General features: G+C 70.7%; 9 protein-coding genes. 4 read left to right on the plus strand and 5 right to left on the minus strand.

Annotated elements, in window-relative coordinates; genetic code table 11:
• Nucleotides 1-373: 373 nt before the first annotated feature.
• Both ACFYWJ_RS22315 and ACFYWJ_RS22320 read right to left on the minus strand, forming a co-directional pair.
• Entirely contained in the window at nucleotides 374-730 is a 357-nt protein-coding gene (locus ACFYWJ_RS22315) for a hypothetical protein (RefSeq protein WP_355272100.1), read from the minus strand.
• Nucleotides 731-834: 104 nt separating this feature from the next.
• Nucleotides 835-2,073, minus strand: a complete 1,239-nt coding sequence (locus ACFYWJ_RS22320) for a helix-turn-helix domain-containing protein (RefSeq protein ID WP_355272098.1) — start codon at nucleotides 2,071-2,073, stop codon at nucleotides 835-837.
• A 268-nt stretch (nucleotides 2,074-2,341) separates the two neighbouring features.
• On the opposite strand from ACFYWJ_RS22320, the gene ACFYWJ_RS22325 reads away from it, so the two are divergent.
• Together ACFYWJ_RS22325 and fdxA are read left to right on the plus strand one after the other, a co-directional pair.
• Nucleotides 2,342-18,523, plus strand: a complete 16,182-nt coding sequence (locus tag ACFYWJ_RS22325; protein WP_355272097.1) for an amino acid adenylation domain-containing protein — start codon at nucleotides 2,342-2,344, stop codon at nucleotides 18,521-18,523.
• Nucleotides 18,524-18,645: 122 nt separating this feature from the next.
• On the plus strand, nucleotides 18,646-18,981 hold the full coding sequence (gene fdxA, locus ACFYWJ_RS22330; protein WP_355272095.1) for a ferredoxin: 336 nt from the start codon (nucleotides 18,646-18,648) through the stop codon (nucleotides 18,979-18,981).
• A 4-nt stretch (nucleotides 18,982-18,985) separates the two neighbouring features.
• On the opposite strand, the gene ACFYWJ_RS22335 is transcribed toward fdxA, so the two are convergent.
• Nucleotides 18,986-19,876 (minus strand): ribonuclease Z, encoded by an 891-nt coding sequence (locus ACFYWJ_RS22335; RefSeq protein WP_355272094.1) that lies wholly within the window; start codon nucleotides 19,874-19,876, stop codon nucleotides 18,986-18,988.
• A 156-nt stretch (nucleotides 19,877-20,032) separates the two neighbouring features.
• Here ACFYWJ_RS22335 and ACFYWJ_RS22340 point away from each other — a divergent pair, with 156 nt between their 5' ends.
• The gene (locus tag ACFYWJ_RS22340) at nucleotides 20,033-22,228 is read left to right on the plus strand and encodes a molybdopterin oxidoreductase family protein (RefSeq protein WP_355272092.1); all 2,196 of its coding nucleotides are present in this window, start codon (nucleotides 20,033-20,035) and stop codon (nucleotides 22,226-22,228) included.
• Between the two features lie 47 nt (nucleotides 22,229-22,275).
• Here the strand turns inward: ACFYWJ_RS22340 and ACFYWJ_RS22345 are convergent, their stop codons facing one another.
• Nucleotides 22,276-23,316, minus strand: a complete 1,041-nt coding sequence (locus ACFYWJ_RS22345) for a fused (3R)-hydroxyacyl-ACP dehydratase subunits HadA/HadB (RefSeq protein WP_355272090.1) — start codon at nucleotides 23,314-23,316, stop codon at nucleotides 22,276-22,278.
• A gap of 145 nt (nucleotides 23,317-23,461) precedes the next feature.
• The gene (locus tag ACFYWJ_RS22350; protein ID WP_355272088.1) at nucleotides 23,462-23,935 is read right to left on the minus strand and encodes a helix-turn-helix domain-containing protein; all 474 of its coding nucleotides are present in this window, start codon (nucleotides 23,933-23,935) and stop codon (nucleotides 23,462-23,464) included.
• 53 nt (nucleotides 23,936-23,988) lie between these two features.
• On the opposite strand from ACFYWJ_RS22350, the gene ACFYWJ_RS22355 reads away from it, so the two are divergent.
• A complete protein-coding gene (locus ACFYWJ_RS22355; RefSeq protein ID WP_355272087.1) occupies nucleotides 23,989-24,792 on the plus strand; it encodes a thioesterase family protein in 804 nt (267 codons plus the stop codon).
• Nucleotides 24,793-24,798: the final 6 nt, after the last annotated feature.

Raw genomic sequence — 24,798 nt, forward strand, 5'->3', positions numbered from 1 at the left:
CTGTCGCCATAGACCTGTGAATCCAGGATTTCTCGACATCGGGAGCCGTCGGCCGGCAGCTGAAGGCATTCATCGCGAGCGGTCATGAATTGACCATCGGGCGGCAAACGCGGAATTCGACGTCACATATCGAAGCTGTCGATACGCGACGTTGTGAATGCGAAGAAGTTCTCGCGGGTCGATGCGGAACAGGATGGGCGGCTCGGCCATCAGTCGGCACGCAATGCATGTCGGCAGACGCTGCATCCAATAATGCAAAACACCCACCCGACCGGCGCCGTTCAAACGCCGATAATGCACATTATGTCAACTAGAACGTTGCGTACAGCGCCAGCCGAAACGTCGATCGTTCCCCCGCCGTTGTTGTCCGGGGTCAACGCTTGGGCGTCAGAGTGATGGAACCGATCACCACGTCACCGAAATATGCCGGGCCCGCGTACCCGCCCTGTCCGTCGCTGATCAGCACGACCCGGTGGCCGGGAAACAGGTCCACGTAACCACCGTCGGGCGTCGGATGAATCGGATACCGCCCTATCAAGACCAGGTTCCCGTCTTCCACTCGCCCGTCGCGTTGCAGGAGCACGATGCCGGCCGACCATGTCGTCGAGGTGTATGTGCCGGGTTCGACATCGGCAGCTGCCTGCCCAACAGCACCGACGAGCGTGGCCGCACCCACGGCCACAGCTATCGCAGCGGTCCGGGCTATCAGCGGTATGGCGCGTATGGACATCGTCTACTCCTGCCGCCCCGGGGTTACCAACTCTACGCCCGCCGACCATCACCGTCGAAGAGATCACCGCCCCGCACTGTGCGTCGGGCACAAACTGTTCGGAGTCAGAATGTCCGAAAAATGATGTGACAATACCAGCGGCAGACGCCGAGGGCGAACCGTAGACGGAAGTTGTCCCCGTCCAATGTGATTCCGAAGCGGCCGGTGATCTGCTGGATGCGGTACTGGACGGTGTTGCGGTGGACGTCGAGGAGGCGGGCGGTGCCCGAGTAGCTGCCGCCCTCGGCCAGGAAGACCTCCAGGGTGTGGCGGAGCATGGCCATCTTGGCGCCGTCGTCGGCGAGCGGTCCGAGGACGCGGCGGACCAGTCCGGCGAGCTCGTCGGGTTCGTCGGACAGCAGCGCGAACGGGGCGACGGTGTCGAAGTCGACCACCGGTGGCGCGTCGGGCCCGGCGGTCACGGCGAGGTTCTTGGCGCGCGCCGCGCTGCGGGCGGAGTTCCGGAATCCCGGGAGCCCGTCACCGACGGTGCCGATGGCGACCCGGACGGGCAGCCCGGAGGCCGTGATCTGGTTCGCGAGGTCTTCGGGTGCGATGTGGTGGTCGCCGGTGGACGGGAACCAGATGCGCAGCGCGCGTTCGCCGGTCGCGGCCGCCAGCTCCGCTCCCCTGGCGCCCATCGCCGTCGACAGGAGCTGGCGGGCCTGGTCGAGCGCGCGGGCGGCGTCGGCTCCCGGGGTGTCCGGTGGGGTCCAGACCTCCGCGGCGCGGTGGGACTGGTCGAGCCGGTAGTCGAGTGCTTCCTCGGCGGCCGGGACGTCGACGTCGTCGCTGTCGAGCAGGCGGGCGATCCACTGCTGGCGCGCGGCTTGGCGGCTGCTGAGCCAGCGGTCCCGTTCCGTCTCGTAGATCCGGCCCATGGACGAGTTGAGCCGGTCCAGGTAGGTGCCGGCGAAGCGGAGCAGTTCGGCGATCCTGGTGGCCTGGTCGGGGCCGGGGACGGCGAGGATCAGGCCGATGGCCGCGTCGAGGAGGCGGTACTGGCCCAGGCCGTACGCGCGCAGCAGGACGGTCAGCGGCACGCCGCGCCGGGCCAGGCGCTGGGCGTAGGCGGCGGCGCCCGCGGGTGGGCTGACGGTGGCCGGGTCGATGTTGTTGGCCAGGACGTACTGCACGACGGCGATGTTCTCGGCGATGCTGGCGGCGCGCAGGTCGGCCAGGTCGAAGGCGATGTCGGTCACCGGGATCATCTGTTCGGTGACGCGGATCAGGTCCTCGGTGATCGCGTCGGTGAGTGGACCCAGGGCCTGGCCGACCCAGACGAGGGATCCGTACGCCGCCACCGCCCACTCCGTCCGCTGTACAAAAACTACCGCCGATATTGTGCCATGCGCACAAATTCCCGCCTGACAAGGCGTCAGAGGTGGTTGTCGGGGGCGGTTGTGTGGTCGTGACAGCGTGACGTGTGGTGTCATGGTCGCCGAACGCCCCGATATCGACTCCTTCTTGCTTGTTCGACACTGGTCCGCCGCCCGGTAGGCCCAGAATCCGACAGGGTTCGTGGGTCATCGCAGAGCTGTGGGCCGGACGGATGAAGGATGTTGTACAAGGATGGGTGAGGTTCGTCGTGCGGCGCGAGGTCGAGGCAATCGCAAGGCGAGCACTCCCCTCTTCGCGCAGCTGCTGACGGCGGCGGTCGACACGGCGGGCGAGACGATCGCCCTGACCTCCTCCCCCGTCGATGGCGACCGGATCGACCTCACCTACACCCAGCTCGACGAGTCGTCCTCGCGGCTGGCCAGGGAGCTGCTGGACCGCGGTATCGGGCCCGGTGATGTGGTCGCGCTCGGTTTCACCCGGTCGATCGAGTCGGTGCTGGCCGTGTGGGCGGTCGCCAAGACCGGTGCGGCCTATGTCCCGGTCGATCCCGGCCTGCCCGCGGAGCGGATCGCCTATCTGGTGGCCGATTCGGGCGCGGTCCTCGGGCTCACCGCGACGGCGCACCGGGCCGCCCTGGCCGACGCGCTGGAGTGGGTCGAGGTCGACGCGCCTGGGCAGCGGGAGCGGATCGCGGCGTGGCCGTCGCATCCGATCTCCTATCTCGATCGGGTGCGTCCGCTGACCGATCAGCACCCGGCCTATGTCATCTACACCTCGGGGTCGACGGGTAGGCCGAAGGGTGTGGTGGTCACCCACACCGGTCTGGGCGCGCTGGTCACGGCGGCGCGGGAGCGGTACGCGGTGAACGCGGGCGATCGGGTCCTGCACGTGTGTTCGCCGAACTTCGACGTATCCGTGCTCGAGCTGCTGATTGCCTTCGGGGCCGGTGCCACGGTGGTGGTGTCGCCGCCAACGGTGTTCGGCGGCCCGGAGCTGGCGGCGTTGCTGCGCCGGGAGCGGGTGACCCATCTGCTGATCACGCCGGCCGCGCTGGAGTCGGTCGACGCCGAGGGGCTCGACGACCTGCGGGTGGTCGTCGTGGCCGGTGACGCGTTCGGTCCTGGCCTGGTGGAGCGGTGGGCGGTCGGCGAGCGCGCGTTCTTCAACGGGTACGGCCCGACTGAGGCGACGATTCTGGCTACCGGCAGTGCCGGATTGGTGCCGGGCGAGCCGATCACGATCGGTTCCGCGTTCCCCGGTATTGGGGCGATGGTGTTGGACGGGCGGCTGCGTCCGGTGCCCGCGGGGGTGGCCGGTGAGTTGTATCTGTCGGGTCCGGCGCTGGCCCAGAGCTATCTGGGCAGGCCGGGGCTGACGGCGGAGCGGTTCGTCGCCGCGCCGTTCGCTGGCGTGGCGGGGGCCAGGATGTATCGGACCGGTGATCTGGTCCGGCGCACCATCGAGGGCGATTTCGAGTATCTGGGCCGGTCCGATTTCCAGGTGAAGATCCGGGGTTTCCGGGTCGAGCTCGGGGAGATCGATGCCGCGCTGACCGCCCATCGGGACGTCGAGTACGCGGTCACGCTGGGGGTGAAGGCCGACTCGGGTGCGACGGTGCTGGTCTCCTATGTACTCCCCCGCCAGGGTGTTTCGGTCGATACCGAGGAGGTGTCTCGGTTCGTCGGGGTCTCGCTGCCCGGTCACATGGTGCCGACCGTGCTCGTCGTGCTGGACGAGATCCCGTTGACGCCGAACGGCAAACTGGATCGCGCGGCGCTGCCCGCTCCGGTGTTCGGTGCGGCCGGGTCCCGGGCGCCGGAGGGGCCGCTCGAGACCGCGATCGCCGCGTTGTTCACGCAGGTGCTGGGTGTGCGGGAGATCGGTGCGGAGGATTCGTTCTTCGCCTCGGGTGGCGACAGCATTCTGTCCATTCAGCTGGTGTCGCGGGCGCGGACGGCCGGTATCTCGTTCACCCCGCAGCAGGTGTTCGAGCATCGGACCGTGGCGGGGTTGGCCCGGGTCGCGGTGGTCGGCGCGGAGTCGGTTCCGACGTTGGCCGAGCTGCCCGGTGGTGGCGTGGGGACGATGCCGCTCACGCCGGTGCTCGCGGCGTCGGTGGCGGGTGGCCGGGTGTTCGGGCGGTTCAGCCAGCAGATGGTGTTGGCGCTGCCGTCCGGTATCGACCGGATCGGTGTGCTGGACACGCTCACGGCGGTGCTGAATCATCACGACATGCTCCGGGCCTGTGTGCGGCAGGTGGATGGCCGCTGGGAGCTGAACGCGCTGCCCGCGGGGGCGGTGGAGGCGCACCAGCTGCTCACCCGGGTCGATGTGCCCGCGGGCCGGTCCGAGGACGAGCTGGCCGAGATCGCGAGCGCGGCGCTGGATGCGGCTCTGGCATCGCTGGATCCGCTGGCGTCCCGGATGGTGGCGTTCGTGTGGCTGTGCCGTGCGGACGGCCCGGACGGTCTGGTGGTGGTGGCCAATCATGCCGTGATCGATGGCGTGTCCTGGCGAATCCTGTTGTCGGACTTGGTGACCGCGTGGGCGCAGCATGCGGCCGGGCAGCGGGTCGAGTTGCCCGCGGTCGGTACGTCGTTCCGCCGGTGGGCGCACGGCGTGGTCGAGGCGGCGCCGCGGCGTCGGGGCGAGCTGGATTACTGGCGGCGGATTCTCGCGGTTCCCGACCCGTTGCTGGGCGAGCGTCCGCTCGACAGTTCGGTCGATACGGCCTCGACCGTGCGGACTTTCAGTGTCACGGTGCCCGCCGAGGTCAGCGAGGCGGTGCTGACCGACCTGCCGGCGTTGTATCGCACGGGCGCCGAGGACGGGTTGCTCGCCGCGCTGGCGCTGGCGGTGCGGACGTGGCGCGCTCGTCGCGGGGTGACGGCGGCGGCGACGCGTCTGCGGTTGGAGGGTCATGGCCGCGAGGAATCGGCGGTCGAGGGTGCTGATCTGACCCGGACGGTCGGCTGGTTCACCACCATGTATCCGGTCGCGCTCGATCTGGACGGGATCGATACCGAGGCCGCGTGGCGTGGTGGTGCGGCGACGGCGGCGCTGGTGAAGGCGGTCAAGGAGCAGTTGCTCGCGGTGCCGGACAAGGGCATCGGTTTCGGTATGCTCCGGCATCTGGACGCCGAGTCGGGTCCGCTGCTCGATGGTGCGCTGGGGCAGGTCGGTTTCAACTACCTGGGGCGGGTGTCGGCCGGTGATGTGCCGGAGGCGTTGGCCGGGCACGGCTGGCTGCCGACCGACGCGTGGGGTGAGCCGGTCGCCGAGCAGGATCCGGCGTTGCCCGCGGCCGCCGTGATCGATGTGAACGCGCTGGCGGCCGGTTCCGCGGAGGGTGTGCTGCTGCGGGCGTCGTTCTCGTATGCCTCGGCGATCATCGACGAGGCATCGGTGCGCGAGTTGGCCGAGTGCTGGACCGAGGCGTTGGCGTTGCTGGCCGAGCATCTTCGTGATCCGGTGGCCGGTGGCCTCTCCCCCGCCGATGTCGCGCTGGTGCGGGTGTCGCAGGGCGAATTGGATCGGTGGCATCGGGAGTTGCCGGGGCTGAGTGATGTGGTGCCGTTGGCGCCGTTGCAGCTCGGTCTGCTGTATCTGGCGCAGGCCGCGCCGGAGGCGGATCCGTATCTGGTGCAGCTGGCCGTCGAGTTGGCGGGTGCGGTGGATCTGGAGCGGCTGCGGCGGGCCGCGCAGGTGGTGCTGGATCGGCATGCCATCCTTCGCACGTCGTTCGGGTCGGCGGCGTCGGGTTCGCCGGTGGGTTTCGTGGCCGAGGGTGTCGCGGTGCCGTGGCGGATCGTCGACACCGAGGTGCGTGATCCGCGGGAGTTCCTGGCGGCCGAGGCGCGGGTCGGTTTCGATCTGTCGGCGCCGCCGCTGTTGCGGTTCACGGTGTATCGCCGGGGTTCCGGTGATGTGCATCTGGTGCTGACCGCGCATCATCTGCTGGTGGACGGCTGGTCGATGCCGTTGCTGATGACCGAGTTGCTCGTCTCCTACGCCACCGACGGCGGCCCGTCGATGCTGCCGCGGGTGCGGCCGTATCGGGACTATCTCGCGTGGCTGGCGGGCCGGGATCGTTCGGCGGCGCTGGACGCGTGGGGTGCGGCGTTGTCGGGGCACGTGCCGACCGTGCTCACGGCCGCGGTCGCACCGCCTGCCGAGGTGGCGGCGGGTTTCGGGATGTGCGCGGTCGATCTGTCGGCGGAGGAGGCGGAGGTCTTGTCGGCGGCCGCCGCGGCGCACGAGGTCACCCTGAACACGGTGTTCCAGGCGGCGTGGGGTCTGGTGCTGGCCGGTGTCGTCGGCCGCGACGATGTGGTGTTCGGTGCGGTGGTGTCGGGGCGGCCGCCGCAGCTGGACGGGATCGACGGCATGGTCGGTCTTTTCGCGAACACCATCCCGGTGCGGGTGCGGCTCGACGGTGCCGCGTCGCTGCGCGCGGTGCTGTCGCGGGTGCAGTCCGAGCAGGTCGCGTTGCTCGACGGCCACTATCTGGGGCTGGCCGAGATCCAGCGGGCGGCCGGCGCGGGTGAGCTGTTCGACACGCTGATGGCCTATGAGTCGTATCCGGTGGATACCGAGGGGATGCGGCGCGCGCACGGCGCCATCGACGGTCTGGAGATCGTGGCTGTCGAGGCGGCCAACGCGACGCACTATCCGGTGGCGGTCGGGGTCGAGGTGGGCGACGGTATCCGGGTGGGCCTGCAGTATCGGCTCGATGTCGTGGGTGCCGAGGTCGCCGCGGCGCTGGCGCACCGGCTGCGGGTGGTGCTCGATGCTCTGCGGGAGACGCCGGATCGTCCGGTGCGTGATCTGCTCGAGGTGCTCGCTCATCAGGATGACGCGGTCGAGCGGTTCGCGTACTGGCGGGCGGTGCTCGCGGATCTGCCCGAGGAGCTGGATCTCCCGGCGGATCGCTCCCGGCCCGCGGAGCTGGTGGTCGTCGACGATCAGGTGCGGTTCGAGATTCCCGCCAGTCTGACGGCGCGGATGCGCGAGGTCGCGGAGTCGCGGCAGACGTCGGTGCGCACCGTCGTCCATGCCGGGTTCGCGGTGCTGTTGGCGCGGCTGTCCGGGAGCGCGGATATCGCGATCGACGCGTTCGGCCCCCACGATCCGGTGTTGCTTCGACTACCGGTGCCGGGCGAGCGGACCGTCGACGCGTTACTCACCGAGGCGGCCGGTCTCGCCCGGCAGGCTGTCACGCACACGGAATTGTCCGCGGCGGAGTCGGCGGCGCTGGGTCTCAGCGGACGAACAACGAGCCGGGTCGCGCTGCTGACGGAGCCCCGGTCCGACGTCACCGGGTACGACCTGGTCCTCACCGTCCCCACGGACGCTGCGGACGCCTTCGCCGCCGAATTCGCTTTCGCCGGTGTCCTGTTCGACCGTGCGACGGTCGCGGTGTTCGCCGAACGTCTCGTCCGGCTGCTGACCGAGATCACCGAGTTCCCAGAGTCGCCGGTCGGTGACCTGGCCATTCTCAGTGCCGCCGAGCTGCGCACCGAACGTGCGACCGATCCCGGCGGGCCCGCCGTGCTGTTCCCGGATCTGGTTTCGCGCGGGGTCGCGATCGGCCCGGACCGGGTGGCGATCCGGCACCTGGGACGGTCGATCAGCTACGGCGAGCTCGACGCGCAGACCTCCCGTTTGGCGCGTGCGCTGATCGCGCGGGGTGTCGGCCCGGAAGTCGCTGTCGCGGTGGCGTTCCCGCGGTCGTCGGACATGGTGGTCGCGGCGCTCGCGGTCGCCAAGGCGGGCGGGCATTTCGTGCCGATGGACCCCGCCCTGCCCGCACAGCGTCTCGAGCACCTGGTCGCCGACTCCGGCGCGGTGGTGGGTATCACCGCGCCCGAGCAGCGCGAGCGGGTGCCCGCGGGCGTGGACTGGCTCACCGTCGACGATGCCGCGCCCTTCGCCGCGACCGCGGTCACCGACGCGGATCGCCGTGCGCCGCTGCGGGTGGAGCATCCCGCGTATGTCATCTACACGTCCGGTTCGACCGGCGTCCCCAAGGGTGTCACGGTGACGCACGCCGGGCTGAGCGTCCTGGTCGACGAGGCCGTCCGCCGCTACGACCTGACCTGGAATCACCGGTTCCTGCACATCTGCGCGCCCTGGTTCGATCCGTCGGTCCTGGAATGGCTGTGCGCGTTCAGCACGGGGACGACGCTCGTCGTCGTGCCGTCGGAGATCATCGGCGGTGTCGAGCTGTCCGAGCTGCTGGCGGCCGAAGCCGTCACCCACGCCATCATCACCCCCGCCGTGCTGGGCACTCTCGATCCGGCGGGTCTCGACGCGCTGGAGGTGTTGTCCGTCGGCGGTGATGTGACGACGCCGGAGCTGCTGGCGACGTGGCAGCCGGGTCGCCGCTACCTCAACGGTTACGGCCCCACCGAGACCACGATCATCTCCGCCTACGCCGAGCTCACCGCGGGCCGTCCGGTCTCGATCGGCGGGCCGGTGCGTGGCACGGACGCGATGGTTCTGGACGCGCGGTTGCGGCCGGTGCCGCCGGGGGTGACCGGTGAGCTGTATCTGGCCGGTCGTGGGCTGGCGCGTGGCTACCGTGGTCAGCCGGGGACGACGTCGGCCCGGTTCGTCCCCGATCCCTGGGGTGCTCCGGGGGCGCGGATGTACCGCACCGGCGATCTCGTGCGCCTGCGCGCGGGGGAACTGCACTATGTGGGTCGCGCGGACACCCAGTTGAAGGTGCGGGGGTTCCGGATCGAACCGGGCGAGGTCGACGCGGTGCTCACCGGTCGCGCCGAGGTCGCTGCCGCGGTGACGGTGGGTCGGTCGACCGCGTCCGGGTCCACCACCCTGGTCAGCTATGTGGTCGCCGCTCCGGGCCGGGCCGCCGATCCGGGCGCGCTCACCGACTACGCGGCGCAGCGTCTGCCGTCGTATTTGGTGCCCTCGGCGATCGTCGTGCTCGACGCGCTGCCGTTGACCTCCAACGGCAAGCTCGACCGTGCCGCTCTCCCCGCGCCGGTGGCCGCATCGGCGGTCGACCGGGCACCCTCGTCGCCGAGGGAGACCGTGCTGTGCGAGTTGTTCGCCCGGGTGCTCGGGGTCGAGTCGGTGGGGGTGAACGAGTCGTTCTTCGCCATGGGTGGCGACAGCATCCTGTCGATCCAGCTGGTGTCGCTGGCTCGTGCGGCCGGCATCGTGTTCACGACCAGGGAGGTGTTCGAGCACCGGACCGTGGCGAAGCTGGCTGCGATCGCCGCGGTCGACAGTCCTGCGGTCACGCTCGCCGAGCTGCCCGGTGGCGGGATCGGTGAGGTGGCGCTGACCCCGGTGCTGGCGGAGTTCCTGGCCACCGGCTCGAGTGATCGTTTCGCGCAGACGATGGTCCTGGCGCTGCCGGACGGTATCGATCGCGCCGGGCTGGTCACGACCGTGGCGGCCGTTCTGCGCCACCACGACATGCTGCGTTCGCGGTTGCGTCACGACGGTGTCGCGTGGCGGTTCGAGGTCCTCGACCCCGAGACCGTGGACGCGGGCTCGCTGATCACCGAGGTCGACGCGGCCGCTGCCGACAGCGAGGACCTCACCCGGCTCGGTAGCGCCGCCATGGATTCGGCGCTGTCGGCGCTCGATCCGGGCGAGGGCCGGATGATCACGTTCGCCTGGGTGCGTCGTGACGGTGCCCGGGATGTGCTGGTGGTGGCGGCGCACCACTATGCGATCGATGGTGTGTCGTGGCGGATTCTGCTGCCCGATCTGGTCGTCGCGTGGGCTCGGTACACCGCGGGGCAGGAGATCGTGTTGCCGCCGGTGGGTACGTCGTTCCGGCGGTGGGCGCACGGTCTCGTCGCGGCCGACCGGACCGGTGAACTGGACTACTGGCGGCAGCTGCTGGCCACCCCGGATCCGCTGCTCGGCGCGCGAGCGGTGGACAGTGCGGTCGATACCGAAGCGACGACACGCTCGATCACGGTGCAGGTGCCCGCCGAGATCACCGAGCCGCTGCTCACCACGTTGCCCGCGCAGTACCGCGCCGGCGCCGACCACGCCCTGCTGGCCGCACTCGCGCTGGCCGTGCGCGACTGGCGCGCACGCCGTGGCGTGGACGCCGACACCCTGCGGATCAGGCTGGAAGCGCACGGTCGGGCGGAAGATCTCGTCCCCGGCGCCGATCTGACCCGGACCGTCGGCTGGTTCACCAGCGTCTACCCGGTCGTGCTCGACCTGTCCGGGGTCCCGGGGCAGGTCGAGGACGCCGCCCTCGCGACGGCGGTGCGGTCGGTGAAGGAACAGCTGCTGGCCGTGCCGGACAACGGCATCGGCTTCGGTGTGCTGCGCCTGGACGCGGCACACCAGCTCACCGGTGGTCTCGGCCAGGTCGGCTTCAACTATCTCGGACGCGCGACGACCGGTCACGGACCCGCCGACGACACCGCCTGGCTGCCCGCCGCCGATCTCGGCGACCTCGAGGTCGACTACGACCCCGCGCTGCCCGCGACCACCGTCGTGGATATCAACGCGATCGCCGTCCCCACCGACACCGGTCTGCAGCTGCGTGCCGACTTCCGGTATGCCACCGGCATTCTCGACGCGGACGACGTGCTGGAACTGGCCGACGACTGGCGCAGGCACCTCACCGCGCTCGCCGAGCACACCCGGCACGCACACGCGGGCGGTCTGACACCCTCGGACGTCGCGCTGGTGCGGGTGTCGCAGGCGGATCTGGACCTCTGGCGCCGCACCCACCCCGGTCTGACCGAGGTGCTGCCGTTGTCGCCGCTGCAGCATTCGCTGCTGGCGCTGGGTGAGCTGCTCGACGAGTCGGTGCACGCCTATGTCATCCAGCTCGTCGCCGAACTCACGGGTGATCTGGACACCGAGCGGCTGCGCCGCGCGGCCCGCACGGTCCTGGATCGGCACGCGAATCTGCGTTCGGCGTTCGTCACCGCCGCCGACGGCACGCCGGTGCAGGTGGTGGCCGACGCGGTCGAGGCGCCGTTCCGGATCGTCGGCGGTCTCGACGACGCCGACCTGCCCGCGCTGCTGGCCGCCGATCAGCAGGCCGGATTCGATCCGGCGATCGCGCCGCTGCTGCGATTCACCGTGTACACCACCGGTTCCGGGCGCAGCCGGCTCGTGCTGACCGGTCATCACATCCTGCTCGACGGCTGGTCGATGCCGCTGCTGATGAAGGAACTGCTGGTCCTGTACGCGACGCACGGTGACGCGACGCCGCTGCCGCCGGTGCGGCCCTACCGCGACTACCTCGAGTGGCTGAGCCGTCAGGATCGCGCGGTCGCCGAGCACGCGTGGGCGACGGTGCTGGCCGGGGTGGAGCCGAGTGTGCTCGCGCCGGAGCTGACGTGGCCGCCGGCCACGGAGACCGGATTCGGGCTGTGCGAGTTCGACCTCGACGCCGACCATACGACCGAGCTGACCGCGTTCGCGGCGCACACCGAGGTCACCGCGAACACCGTGTTCCAGGCGGCGTGGGGGTTGGTCGTCGCCGGCACCACGGGCCGCGACGACATCGTCTTCGGTGCCACGGTGTCCGGTCGTCCGCCGCAGCTGGACGGTGTCGGTGACATGATCGGCCTGTTCGTCGACGCGGTCCCGGTGCGGGTCCGGCTCGACCCCGCCGCCACGGTCACCGACCTGGTGCGCGCGGTGCAGGCCGAGCAGGCCTCGGTGCTCGATCACCACCATCTGGGTCTCGGCGCGATCCAGCGGGTGGCCGGGCGCGGTGAATTGTTCGACACCATGCTGGCTTTCGAGTCCTACCCCGTCGACGCCGAAGGACTCCAGCAGGCCGGTGGCGCGTTGGACGGCCTCAGCATCGACGGGTTGCGCGGGGCCGACTTCACCCACTATCCGCTCACCATCCTGGTATTCCTGGGTGCCCGCACCCAGGTGCAGATCAAGTACCGGCGTGATCTCGTCGCCGACGCCACCGCGCAGGCGGTGACCGATCGGCTGCGGACCGCGCTGACCGAGGTGATCGCCGTCCCGGACAGCGCGGCCGCGCAGGTCGCGTGGCGGCTCGCGGCCGAGCCCACCGACCCGATCTCGCGCGCCCGCTTCTGGCGCCGCACCCTGGTAGATCCGCCGGGGCGGCTCACGCTCCCCACGGCCGTCCGCGGCGCCGCGGACGCTCCGGGACGCGCGCGGCTGCCGATCCCGGCGGCGGTGCACGACGACCTGCGCCGACTCGCCGAGGCGGCGGGTGTGAGCTGGTCGACGCTGATCCGCAGCGCCGTCGCGGTGCTGCTGGCCCGGCTCACCGGCACCGACGACATCGTGATCGCCGCACCCGAGCAGAACATGGTGGTCCGCACCCGGATCGACGACGCCCAGCCGTTCCTGGCCCTGCTGCCCCACGCGCACCACAGCGAGACACAGGCCCTCGCGCACGCCGGAATTCCCCCGGCTGAGCTGGCCGTCCTGCTCGGGACCGATCACCTCGCTCAGGTGTGTCTGGGCTTCGATCACCTCCCCGCCGGCGAGCTGGCCCTCGCCGTGCTCGACGACGCGGCCGGCTCGACGCTCGACATCGCCTTCGCCCGAACGCTTTTCGACGACGATGACGCGCTGACGTTGGGTCGGCGCCTGCTCCGTATCCTGGCCGCTCTCGCCCAGCGACCGGGGACCCCGGTCGGTGACCTGCCGCTGTCGGACCGCGACGAGGACCTGTTCCTGACCCGGCTCGGCGACGGCGGCACACCGTCGACCATCGCCACGCTGCCGCAGCTGCTGGTCCGCGGCACCGACTACGGCCAGCACCGGATCGCGGTGCGCGACAACGGCCGCGGCCACACCTACGGCGAGCTCGACGCCGACTCCTCGCGCCTGGCGCGGGTCCTGATCGCCGACGGGGTCGGGCCGGAAACCGTGGTCGCCTCGGCGATCCCGCGCGGCTACCGGTCGATCCTGGCGTTCTGGGCGATCGCGAAAGCCGGTGGCGTGTATCTGCCGGTCGACCCGAACTATCCCGCCGACCGGGTGCGGCACATGCTCGAGGATTCCGGTGCCGCCGTTGGCCTCACCGTCGCTGGACACGCGCGGGAACTCGGCGAAGCGGTGCGCTGGCTCGTGCTCGACGATCCGGCCGTGCGCTCCCGCATCGCCGACCATCCCGCCACCGCGGTGCGCGACCGGGACCGCCGGGCGCCGTTGCGGCGCGACCACGCGGCCTACGTCATCTACACCTCCGGCTCCACCGGACGGCCCAAGGGCGTCACCGTCACCCACGCGGGCCTGGCCGCCCTGGTCACGCACTCGGCCACCATCATGGGTCTGCGGCACGACCATCGGATGCTGCACGTCTGCTCGCCCAGCTTCGACCAGTCGATCGAGGAGATCGGCACCGCCTTCCATCGCGGTGCCACCCTGGTGATCGCGCCACCGGACACCGTGGGCGGCACCGATCTCGACGACCTGCTGCGCCGGGAACGCGTGTCCCACACGATCATCACCCCGGCCCTGCTGGGCACCCTCGATCCGGCGGGCCTGCCCGATCTGGTGTGTGTCTCGGCCGGCGGTGAGGCGTGCACCGCCGAACTGCTGGCCGCCTGGCAGCGCGGCCGCCGCTTCCTCAACGGGTACGGACCGACCGAGGCGACGATCGGCGCGACCTACGCGCGGTTGCGCTCCGGTGACCGGGTCACGATCGGTCGCCCGGTGCCCGGACTGCGCGCGGTGGTCCTCGATGACCGGCTGCACCCGGTGCCCGTCGGGGTCACCGGCGAGCTGTATCTGGCCGGTCCGGGGCTGGCCCGCGGCTATCACGGCCGTGGCGCCGTGACCGCCGACCGGTTCGTCGCCTGCCCGTGGGGTGTGGCGGGTGAACGCATGTACCGCACCGGCGATCTGGTGCGGTGGGTTCGCGGCGCCGAGGACGCCGACGAGCTTGAGTATCTGGGCCGCACCGATTTCCAGGTCAAGATCCGCGGCTTCCGGATCGAGCTCGGCGAGATCGATGCCGTGCTGGGGCGGCATCCGCAGGTCACGTTCGCGGTGACGGTCGGGGCCGAGAATCCGGCGGGCGAGACCACGGTGGTGTCGTATGTGACCGGCCGCGACCTCGACCCCGCCGCGGTGGCCCGGTGGTCGTCGTCGATGCTGCCCGCGCACATGGTTCCGGCCGCCGTGGTGGTGCTCGAGCGGATTCCGTTGACCGCCTCCGGCAAACTCGACCGCCAGGCGCTCCCCGCGCCCGTCTTCGCGGCCCGCCCCTACCGGCGGCCCGCGAGCGGGCTGGAACGGACCGTGGCCGAAATCTTCGCGGAGGTGCTCGGCGTCGACCGGATCGGCGCCGACGACAACTTCTTCGAACGCGGCGGCAACTCGCTGCTCGCGACCCGGCTCACCGCCCGCCTCAGCGCGGCCGTGGACCTGCGGGTCCCGGTGCGGGTGCTGTTCGCGGCACCGACGGTCGCCGAGTGCGCCGCGGAGGTGTCCCGGCTGACCAGGGCAGGCCGCCGCCCGGCGCTGCGGGCACAGCCACGGCCCGAACGGGTACCGCTCTCGCCCGCCCAGCAGCGCATGTGGTTCCTCAACCGCTTCGACACCCACACCTCGGCCTACACGATTCCGGTCGTGTTGCGCCTGTCCGGCGCGCTCGATGTCGTCGCGTTGCAGGCGGCGTTCGGTGATGTGGTGGCCCGGCACGAGATCCTGCGCACGGTGTATCCGGTCGCCGACCACGCGCCGGTGCAGGTGGTGCTGCCCGCCGACCATCCCGACCTGCCCCGGTTGACCGCGCAGGCGTCCGCCGAGGTGGAATCTGCTGTGTCGCAGCTGGTTTCGACGGTGTTCGATGTCACCACCGAGGTGCCGTTGCGGGCGACGCTGTTCGAGGTCGGCCCCGAGGACTTCGTCCTTGCCATGGCGATCCACCACATCGCCGGTGACGGTTTCTCCGGCGGACCCCTCACCCGCGATCTGGTGACCGCCTACGGCGCCCGCGTCACCGGGCACGCGCCCACGTGGACTCCGCTGGCGGTCCACTACGCCGACTACGCGGTGTGGCAGCAGACGCTGCTGGGCGAGGACACCGATCCGTCCTCGGTCGGCGCCGAGCAGATCGCCTACTGGCGCCGGGCCCTGGCCGGGCTGCCCGACCAGCTCGACCTGCCCCGGGACCGCCCACGACCGCCCGTGCAGTCCTACGCCGGTGGCCGGGTGCCGTTCACGGTGGACGACGCCACCCATGCCGCGCTCACCGAACTGGCCCGCACGCAGGGCGCGACCCTGTTCATGGCCGTGCACACCGCGCTGGCGGTGCTGCTGGCCGGGCTGTCGGGCACGACCGACATCGCCATCGGCACTCCGGTCGCCGGGCGCGGCGAGGCCGAGCTGGACGATCTGATCGGCATGTTCGTCAACACACTGGTGTTCCGCACCGAGGTCGACGGCGACGCGAGCTTCGCCGAACTCCTCGGCCGCCAGCGCGAGATCGACCTGCGGGCCTTCGCGCACAGCGACGTCCCGTTCGAGCGACTCGTCGAGGTGCTCAACCCGGCCCGCTCCACGGCCCGTCATCCGCTGTTCCAGGTCGGCCTGTCGTTCCAGAACCTGGCCGAGGTGCGGATGGACCTGCCCGGCGTCACCGTCTCCTCGGTGGAGACCGATCGCGAACTGTCCCAGTTCGACCTGCACCTCATCCTGGCCGACCGGTACACCGCCGACGGTTCCGCGGCCGGCATCGGCGGCTACTGCACCTTCGCCACCGACCTGTTCGACGCGTCGACGGTGCGCGGCTTCCTCGAACGGTTCAGCCGGATCATCGCCGCCGTGGTCGCCGCGCCCGGCGCCCCGCTGCACACGATCGATCTGCTCGCCCCGGCGGAGCGGACCCGCATCGTGGAGCGGTGGAATCGCACCGCGCGCCACACCGATCCAGCCGCGACCCTGGTGTCGCTGCTCGACGAGACCGTCGCCGCCGACCCGCACGCGGTGGCCCTCGTCGCCGACGGCCGGCGGTGGACCTTCGCCGAGCTCGACGCGCGGGTGAACCGGCTGGCCCGGTATCTGGTCGCCGCGGGTGTGGGACCGGAGACCCGGGTGGCGCTGGCCATGCGGCGCTCGGTCGACCTGGTGGTCGCGATGTACGCGGTCGCCACCGCCGGTGGCGCCTATGTGCCGATCGATCCCGATCAGCCGGTCGCGCGCACCGAGTACATCCTGGACACGGCACTGCCGATCCTCGTCCTCACCGACACCGCCACCGGATTCACGGCCGCCGGAACCCGGGTCATCGCGGTGGATCAGCTCGAGCTGTCGACACTCGGCGCCGCCCCGCTCACCGATCGCGATCGGCGCGCACCGTTGCGGGCCGCCAACACCGCGTACGTGATCTTCACCTCCGGCTCGACGGGCAGGCCCAAGGGTGTCGTGGTGTCGCACGCGGCCGTGGTCAATCAGTTGCGCTGGAAGGCAGAACGATTCGGTCTCACCGCCGAGGACGTCGTGCTGCTGAAGACGGCGGCGACCTTCGACCTGTCGGTATGGGAGTTCTGGTCGACGGCGGTCTCGGGCGGACGCCTGGTCATCGCCGCCCCCGACGGTCACCGCGATCCGGCCTACCTCGCCGACCTGATGCGTCGCGAGGGCGTCACCACGCTGCACGCGGTGCCCTCGATGCTCGACGCGCTGCCCGCCGACGCCCTGCCCACCTCGCTGCGCCGGGTCCTGGCCATCGGCGAGACCCTGCCCGCGGCCTCGGCCCGCCGATTCGAGTCCGCGGCACCGCACGCCACCCTGTTCAACGTGTACGGGCCGACCGAGGCGGCGGTCTCGATCACCAGTCACCAGGTCGGCGCCGCGGACACCGCGACGGTCCCGATCGGCAAGCCGGTCTGGAACAGTCAGGTCTACGTGCTCGACGCGCGGCTGCGCCCGGTGCCGGTCGGTGTGCCGGGTGAGCTGTACCTGGCCGGCGCGCAGCTGGCCGGCGGCTATCTCGGCAGGCCGGATCTGACCGCGGAGCGATTCGTGGCCAACCCGTTCCACGCGGGCACCCGCCTGTATCGCACCGGTGACCTGGCGGCGTGGAATGCCGACGGGGCGCTGGAGTATCGCGGGCGCACCGACTTCCAGCTGAAGATCCGCGGGTTCCGCATCGAACTCGAGGAGATCGACGCCGTGCTCGCCGGGCACGCCGATGTCGGCTATGCCGTCACGGTGGGGCGGGAGAACCAGACCGGCGCGACGGTGCTGGTGTCCTATGTGGTCGCCGCGCCGGATCGCGTGGTTGCCGTGGAGGACCTGCTCGAGTGGGCGGCGCGGTCGCTGCCCTCGCACATGGTGCCCGCCACGATCATGGTCATCGATCAGGTGCCGCTCACCCATGTCGGCAAGCTCGACCGGTCGGCGCTGCCCGCACCCGAGCTGGCGGTCCGCGTCTACCGGGCCCCCGATTCCGCGATCGAGCAGACGGTGTGCGAGATCTTCGCCGATGTGCTGCGGCTGGACCGGGTCGGCCTGGACGACCACTTCTTCGAGCTGGGCGGCACCTCGCTCAGCGCCACCCGCCTGGCGACGCAGCTGAGCGACGCGGTGGCCGCGACCATCCCGGTCACCTGGCTGTTCACCACGCCGACGCCGGCGGGCATCCTCGCGGCCCTGCGCGCCGACGGGGCCGACAGCACGGGTGCCGACGCGGCGTTCGAGGTCCTGTTGCCGTTGCGGACCGGCGGAACCAGGGAACCGCTGTTCTGTATCCACCCCATCAGCGGTGTCGCCTGGTCGTTCGGCGGGCTCGCCGCCCACCTGCACGCCGACCGGCCCGTCTACGGTCTGCAGTCACCGGTGCTGAGTTCGGCCGAGCCGCTGCCGGATTCGATCGAGGAATGGGCGCTGCTCTATCTCAAGCAGATCCGCGAGGTCCAGGCCGAAGGGCCCTACCACCTGCTCGGCTGGTCCCTGGGTGGGGTGATCGCGCACGCGATGGCCGTGCAGTTGCAGGAGGACGGTGAGGAGGTCGCGCTGCTCGCCATGCTGGACAGCACGCTGACCGCCGCGGCACCGGCTGCGGCGAGCCCGGTCACGGCGGCCGATCTGCTCGGCGGCTTCGCCGGTGATCTCGCCACCGACGGCGCCCTCGACGAGGTCGCCGATGCCCAGGGGCTGGCGCAGGTCCTCGGTCAGCTCGCGTCGCCGCTGGCCTCGCTGGATCCCACGCGGATCGAGCGGGTCGTCGAGGCGGCGATCACCTCGGCGGCACTCGACGCGGCCTACCGGCCGCACCGATTCGACGGTGCCATCACCTATTTCACCGCGGGCCAGGACGATTCCACCGGCGCCGCGTCCTGGACCGAGGCCGCCACCCGGCCCGTGCGCAACCATGTCGTCGACGCGACGCACTGGCGGATGACGGAGGGCCGCGCACTGGAGGCGATCGCGAAGGTGTTGCGCGAGTGGCTGTGACGACCACGAACCCATAAGCGGTGCTGATGGGGTGGTAGGCACCGGCCTACTACCCACCGCGCCGAACGGGCACCAGGATCGTAGGTGTCCCGTGTCGCGGGTCAGGATCGGAGGAGACCACTGTGACGTTCGTGATCGGCGCCGACTGCGTCGACGTCCTGGATCGGGCCTGTGTCGAGGAGTGCCCGATCGACTGCATCTTCGTCGGTGACCGGATGGCCTACATCCAGCCCGTCGAGTGCATCGACTGCGGGGCGTGCGAACCGGTCTGTCCGGTCGAGGCGATCCACTACGAGGACGACCTCCCGGCCGGGCAGGAACAGTTCCGCGCCGAGAACGCCCGCTTCTTCGCCGAGCCGCTGCCAGGGCGGGACGCGCCACTCGGGGAACCCGGTGGCGCGACCGCGCTCGGCCCGCTCGGCGTCGACACGCCGTTCGTGCGCGACTACGAGCGGTGACCGATCACCGGACCAGGCGCCGGGCGGGCAGCGGGACCCGGTCGAGATCGTGCGCGAGCACGGCCCCGGGAAAGTCCGCCTGCTCCAGGAACAGCGGATCGTCGGATTCGCCGTAGCGTTCCGAGAAATGGGTCAGGACCAGGGTTCGGACCCCACACGACCGGGCCACCTCACCCGCCTGCCGGGCGGTGAGGTGGCCCCGCTCGTTGGCCTGGTCGGTCTCGGAGTCCAGGAACGTGGATTCGATGATGAGCATGTCCACCCCGTCGGCGAGGGCGTAGACGTTGTCGCACAGGCGGGTGTCCATCACGAACGCGACCATCTGCCCCGGCCGGGGCACCGTGCATTCCTCGAGCAGCGCGCCGGACAGTTCCCGGACCGCCGCACCGGAGATCCCGTGGGCGCGTAGGCGTTCGGGCAGAAACGTCCGGCCGTCGGGTTCGGCGAGGCGGTAACCGTAGGTGGTGATGCTGTGGTCCAGCGGCAGGGCGGTGAGGGTGAAACCGTCGGCCTGGAGCGTCTCGCCGGGCCCGCTGAGCGGATGTTCCACCAGCCGCGGTTCGTCGTAGTAGCTGGTCGCGTGCTTCAACCGCTCCCAGTAGGCGGCGCCGTCGGCGGGAAACACCGCGTGCACATCATGCGGGACACCGTCGCGACCCAGCCGCTGCACGATGCCCGGCACCCCCAGGGAGTGGTCGCCGTGGAAGTGGGTGACACACAGCCAGTGCAGCTCGGTCGCCGACGCACCCGCCTGCGACATCTGCCGCTGCGTCCCCTCCCCGGGATCGAACAGCACACCCCGCCCGTCCCAGCGCAGGAGATACCCGTTGTGGTTCCGCCGCCGCGTCGGCACAGCACCCGCTGTCCCGAGCACGACCAGTTCGCGTGTCGACATCGGCCCATCCTCGCCGCAACGGCGCACCGTGTCGAGAATCGCCGGACTGCCCGTCACCCACCACCAACGAAGGAAAATCTCCACCCGTAGATGGATCTGTGGGGCCTGGGGCCGGGTTAGCGTGGATCGAGCGGTTCGGCGAAAGGTGGGGAAGCTGTGGACGGCAAGACGATCGCGCGGCAGTGCACGCTGTGTGAGGCACACTGTGGAATTCTGGTGACGGTGGAGGGCGAGCAGGTCACGCGGATCGAGGGCAATCCCGACGACGTGCTGTCGAAGGGCTACATCTGCCCCAAGGCGACGGCGATGGGCGGGCTTCACCACGATCCCGACCGATTGCGCACTCCCGTCCGCCGCGTGGGGGACAGCTTCGAACCGATCGGCTGGGACGAGGCGTTCCGCGAGATAGGGCAGCGACTGCGGGCGGTGCGCGCGGCCCACGGTCCCAGCGCGATCGGGATGTACATGGGCAACCCGGCCGCGCACAGTTCCTCGGTGATCTACGGCGTCGCGTTGCGTACCGCGCTGCTGACCCGCAATTTCTTCTCCGCGTCCTCGATCGACCAGTTCCCGCAGGAATTCGTCGCCTGGCGGATGTTCGGCGCCAATGTGCTGATGCCGGTCACCGATATCGACCGCACCGACCGGCTGGTGATCCTCGGCGCCAACCCGGCGGTGTCCAACGGGTCGATCACGACCATGCCCGGCGCGAAACTGCGCATCCGGGACGTCCGCAAACGCGGCGGCACCGTCGTCGTGATCGACCCGCGCCGCACCGAGACCGCCCGGCTGGCCGACGAGCACGTCGCGGTGCGCCCCGGCGGCGATGTCTACCTGCTGCTGGGCATGCTGCACGTGCTCGTCACCGAGGGGCTGTGCGACGAGCGCGCCGTCCGCGCGCAATGCGCGGGGTGGGATCAGCTGAGCGAGCTGGTCGCCACGACGACACCGGACCGGATGGCAGTGCACGCGGGCGTCGACGCCGACACCATCCGGCGCCTGGCCCGCGATCACGCCGCGGCCCCCTCGGCGGTGCTGTACGCCCGGATCGGGGTCTGCCTGCAGACCACCGGCGCGCTGACCCACTGGCTGGTGAACACGATCAACGCCGTCACCGGAAATCTCGATCGGGTGGGCGGGCAGATGTTCGCGACCCCGCCGGTCGACGTCGCCCGCTACGGCAAGTACCTGCCGATGGGCTACGGCGCCTGGACCGATCGCTCCGGCACCCAGAAATCCTTCCGCGGCGAACTACCGGTGTCGGTGCTGGCCCAGGACATCCTCGCCGAGGGCTCGGACCGGATCCGGGCGATGATCACCTACGCGGGCAATCCGGTGCTGTCCACACCCCAGGGCGGACGCCTAGACGAGGCCCTGGAGTCCCTGGACTTCTACGTCGCGGTCGACATGTACGTCACCGAGACCACCCGTCACGCCGACATCATCCTGCCGCCGGTCTCGCCGCTGGAACGCGAGGACCTCAATCTGGTGTTCCCGGTGTTCAGCGTCCGCAACAACGTGCGTTTCGACGCGCCCGTGTTCGAACCGCCGGCCGACGGGCTCGAGGACTGGCAGATCCTGGCCCGGCTGCTCACCGAGGTGGTGCCGCTGCCCGCACGGCGTGTCACCGGCCGCGCGCTCACCGGCGTGCTCGAACAGCTCAGCCCGCTGCGATTGACCGCTGCCGCCATCGCCACCGGCCCGTACGGCATCCTGCGCAAGGGACGGAAGGGGCTGACGGTCAACAAGATTCGCTCGACGGCGGGCGGCGTCGACCTGGGGCCGCTGGTGCCGCGATTGCGCGAGCTCATCGGAACCAAGGATCGCAAGGTCCAGCTGACGCCGCCAGATCTGCTGGCCGCCCTCCACGTGGTCCTCGACAAGGCCGACACCGCGGCGAGCGCGGGCTACGACCTGCAACTCATCGGCCGACGCCACCTGCGCAGCAACAACTCCTGGCTGCACAACATCCCGTCCATGATGAAGGGCCGCGATCGCTGCACCGTCCTGGTGCATCCCGACGACGCCGCCACCCGCGGCCTCGCCGACGGCGATCCGGCCCGCGTCGAGTCCTCGGTCGGGACGATCGTCGTGCCGGTGGAGGTCAGCGACGACATCCGCCCCGGCGTGGTGGCCATCCCGCACGGCTGGGGCCATCGGGAACCCGGTGTCGGCTGGCAGGTGGCCGCGGCGCAGCCGGGCGTCAATGTCAACCTGCTGCACGATCCGACCCGCACCGATCCGCTCACCGGGACCGCGGCGGTCAACAACACCTGGGTGCGCGTGAGCCCGGTCGTGACCGAGCGAGACGCGGCCGACAGCGACCGGATCGGCGTGCCCGCGGCAGGCTGAACCGGCGATGGTGGTGAACCCGGGCGGCCGGGTCCACCACCATCGGATCAGCGGAAACGCAGCGTGGTGGTGGCGAGACCGAAGATCTTGCGGCCGCCGGACTTGGCGACGATGGCGATCACCGCGGACTTGGTGTCGGCGTCGAGCGACTTCACCCGGCCGGTGAACTCCACCTCGCCGCCGCTCTGGAAGTCGACGATGGTGTAGTTCGACAGCCGCACGCCGTAGCGGGTCACCGCGCCCGGGTCACCGGACCACGCCGAGACGAAACCGGCACCCAGGCCCATGGTGAGCATGCCGTGCGCGATCACATTCGGCAGGCCGGCGAGGCGGGCGATGCTCTCGTCCCAGTGGATCGGGTTGCCGTCGCCGGAGACACCCGCGTAGTTGACCAGGTCGCCGCGGGACAGGTGCGCGTCGCGCAGCGGGAGCTCGGCACCGACGGTCAGCTCCTCGAACGACAGCGTCGTGCTGGGGACGCGGGCCGCGCCGGCCACGGAGAGCCGGAGCTCGCCTTCGGGGCGCAGCGGCGTCTCGCCCGCTTCTTCGACGGTGGCGTCACTGTTACCGAACACCTTGACCCCGTGCACCATCACGTTCTCCACCGCACTGGTGATCTCGGGATCGACGCCCTCGCCGGTGATGCCGACGACCGTGGTGTGCATGATGTGCACCGTCTCGCCGGATTCGTCGGCGAAGGTGTTGGTGACGGTGATCAGGTCCTTGCCCGCGATGCGGCGCACCGAGGACAGCTCGACGTCGACGACCAGCCGGTCACCGGCGACGATCGGCTTGTGCTGCTCGAAGACCTGCTCGGTCTGCACGAACATGTCGTAGCCGACGACGACCGACTCGAACAGTGGCCGGTTGGCGGCCATGGCCGGAATGGAGACGAAGGTCAGCGGCGCGACCAGCCCCGGGTAGCCGAGCGCGGTCGCCGCGTCCTCGTCCCAGTGCGCGGGGTGGAAATCCTGTACCGCGCGGGCATATTCGCGGATCTTCTCGCGGCCGACCTCGTAGACGTCGTCGACCCGGTAGTAATGCCCAACCTTCGACGCGATATCAGGGGCATCGACCACGGAAGTCACTTTTCGATCACCTTCGTTCGGGGAACGGACACCCGGCAGGCTAGCGGACTCGTCGCACGACCGCGCACACCTTGGCACACTTCACAGTGGCGTCGCCCGGTGTGCACGCTCTCCGCGGGGCCGAGCCGAACCGGCGCGGGCGTGGTCAGCGCGTCGGCAGCATCGACACCGGACCGGCCCCCGGGCCGTCGATCGGCGTCAGGTCCCGGCCGAGTACCCGCTCGCCGCAGTGTGAACACACCGGTTCGACGGTGGCGACCTGACCGCAGCCGCGATGCACGGCCACGACCGGCGCGCCGTTGGGCGCCGCCCACTCGTCGCCCCACTGCCGCATCGCGGTGACGACCTGCCACAGCGAGCGCCCCTTGGGGGTGAGCAGGTAGTCGTAGCGCACCGGGTTGTCCTGGTAGGACTCCTTGGCCATGATCCCGTGCTCGACCAGGCCGTCGAGGCGTTGGGTGAGCACATTGCGCGCGATGCCGAGTCGCTCGCGGAACTCGTCGAAGCGGGTCACGCCGAACAGGGCGTCGCGCACGATCAGCAGCGTCCACCACTCCCCGACCACCTCCAGGCATTGGGCCAGGGAGCAGTTCATGTCCTCGAAGCTGGTGCGGCGCATGCCCCGAGTCTAGTCGGTTGCATGAACGAACTCACCCATCTACCGTAAGTTTCATGATGAAACTCACTGGGCGGCTGGGCGCGGAATTCGCCCTCACCGCCACCGCACCCGGGCACTGGCAGGCCGTCGTCGGCGATTCCTGGCGAGGCTGGACCGGCCCGCACGGTGGCGCGCTCGCCGGACTCCTGATCGACACCGCCCAGCGCGCGAGCACCCGCGATCAGCCCGTGCGCGCCGCCGACATCCGCTTCCTCGGCCGCCCGGCGACCGGCGCGTTCACGCTGCGCACCGCCGAACACGTCGTCGGACGCAGCACGACGATCCTCGATGTGGTCGCCGAGCAGGACGGTGCGCCCGTCGCCGCCGCCTCGGTCACCCTCGGCGCGGCGGGGGTCACCGCGATCGCCGCCCACTCGGCCCGGCCCGCGCCCGCTGTTCCCGCGCCGCAGGAGTGTGCGCTGTTCCAGTTGCCGCCGGAGATCGTTCCGGTGGGAGCGCATTTCGTCATCCGGCCCGCCGCGGGCCCGCTGCCGCTCAGCGGCGCGGACGAGGCGATGATGTGCGCCTGGATCGCCCTCGATCCCGCGCTGCCGCTGGACGCACCCAGTCTGGCCGTCCTCGCCGACGCGCTGCCGCCCGGACTGTTCCCGCTGCTCACCGCGCCGGTCGCGGTGCCGACCGTCACACTGTCGCTGCAACTGCACGCCGATCCCACCCGGCTCGCCGAGGCACCCGTCCTCGTGCGCGCCGCCGCGATCAGCGCCGGGGACGGCTGGTCCGTCGACGACACCGATATCTGGGACCGCGACGGGGTCCTGCTCGCCACCGCCCGCCAGACCCGCCGCGTCCTCGGCTGATCGGGA

Source organism: Nocardia sp. NPDC003269 (assembly GCF_042888005.1).
Taxonomy (GTDB): Bacteria; Actinomycetota; Actinomycetes; order Mycobacteriales; family Mycobacteriaceae; genus Nocardia.

What these genes read in the sequence shown, in the direction of transcription:
- ACFYWJ_RS22315 (WP_355272100.1), bottom strand. Translation starts at nt 730, where the DNA reads ATGTCCATACGCGCCATACCGCTGATAGCCCGGACCGCTGCGATAGCT.
- ACFYWJ_RS22335 (WP_355272094.1), bottom strand. Translation starts at nt 19,876, where the DNA reads ATGTCGACACGCGAACTGGTCGTGCTCGGGACAGCGGGTGCTGTGCCG.
- ACFYWJ_RS22350 (WP_355272088.1), bottom strand. Translation starts at nt 23,935, where the DNA reads ATGCGCCGCACCAGCTTCGAGGACATGAACTGCTCCCTGGCCCAATGC.
- ACFYWJ_RS22355 (WP_355272087.1), top strand. Translation starts at nt 23,989, where the DNA reads ATGATGAAACTCACTGGGCGGCTGGGCGCGGAATTCGCCCTCACCGCC.
- ACFYWJ_RS22325 (WP_355272097.1), top strand. Translation starts at nt 2,342, where the DNA reads ATGGGTGAGGTTCGTCGTGCGGCGCGAGGTCGAGGCAATCGCAAGGCG.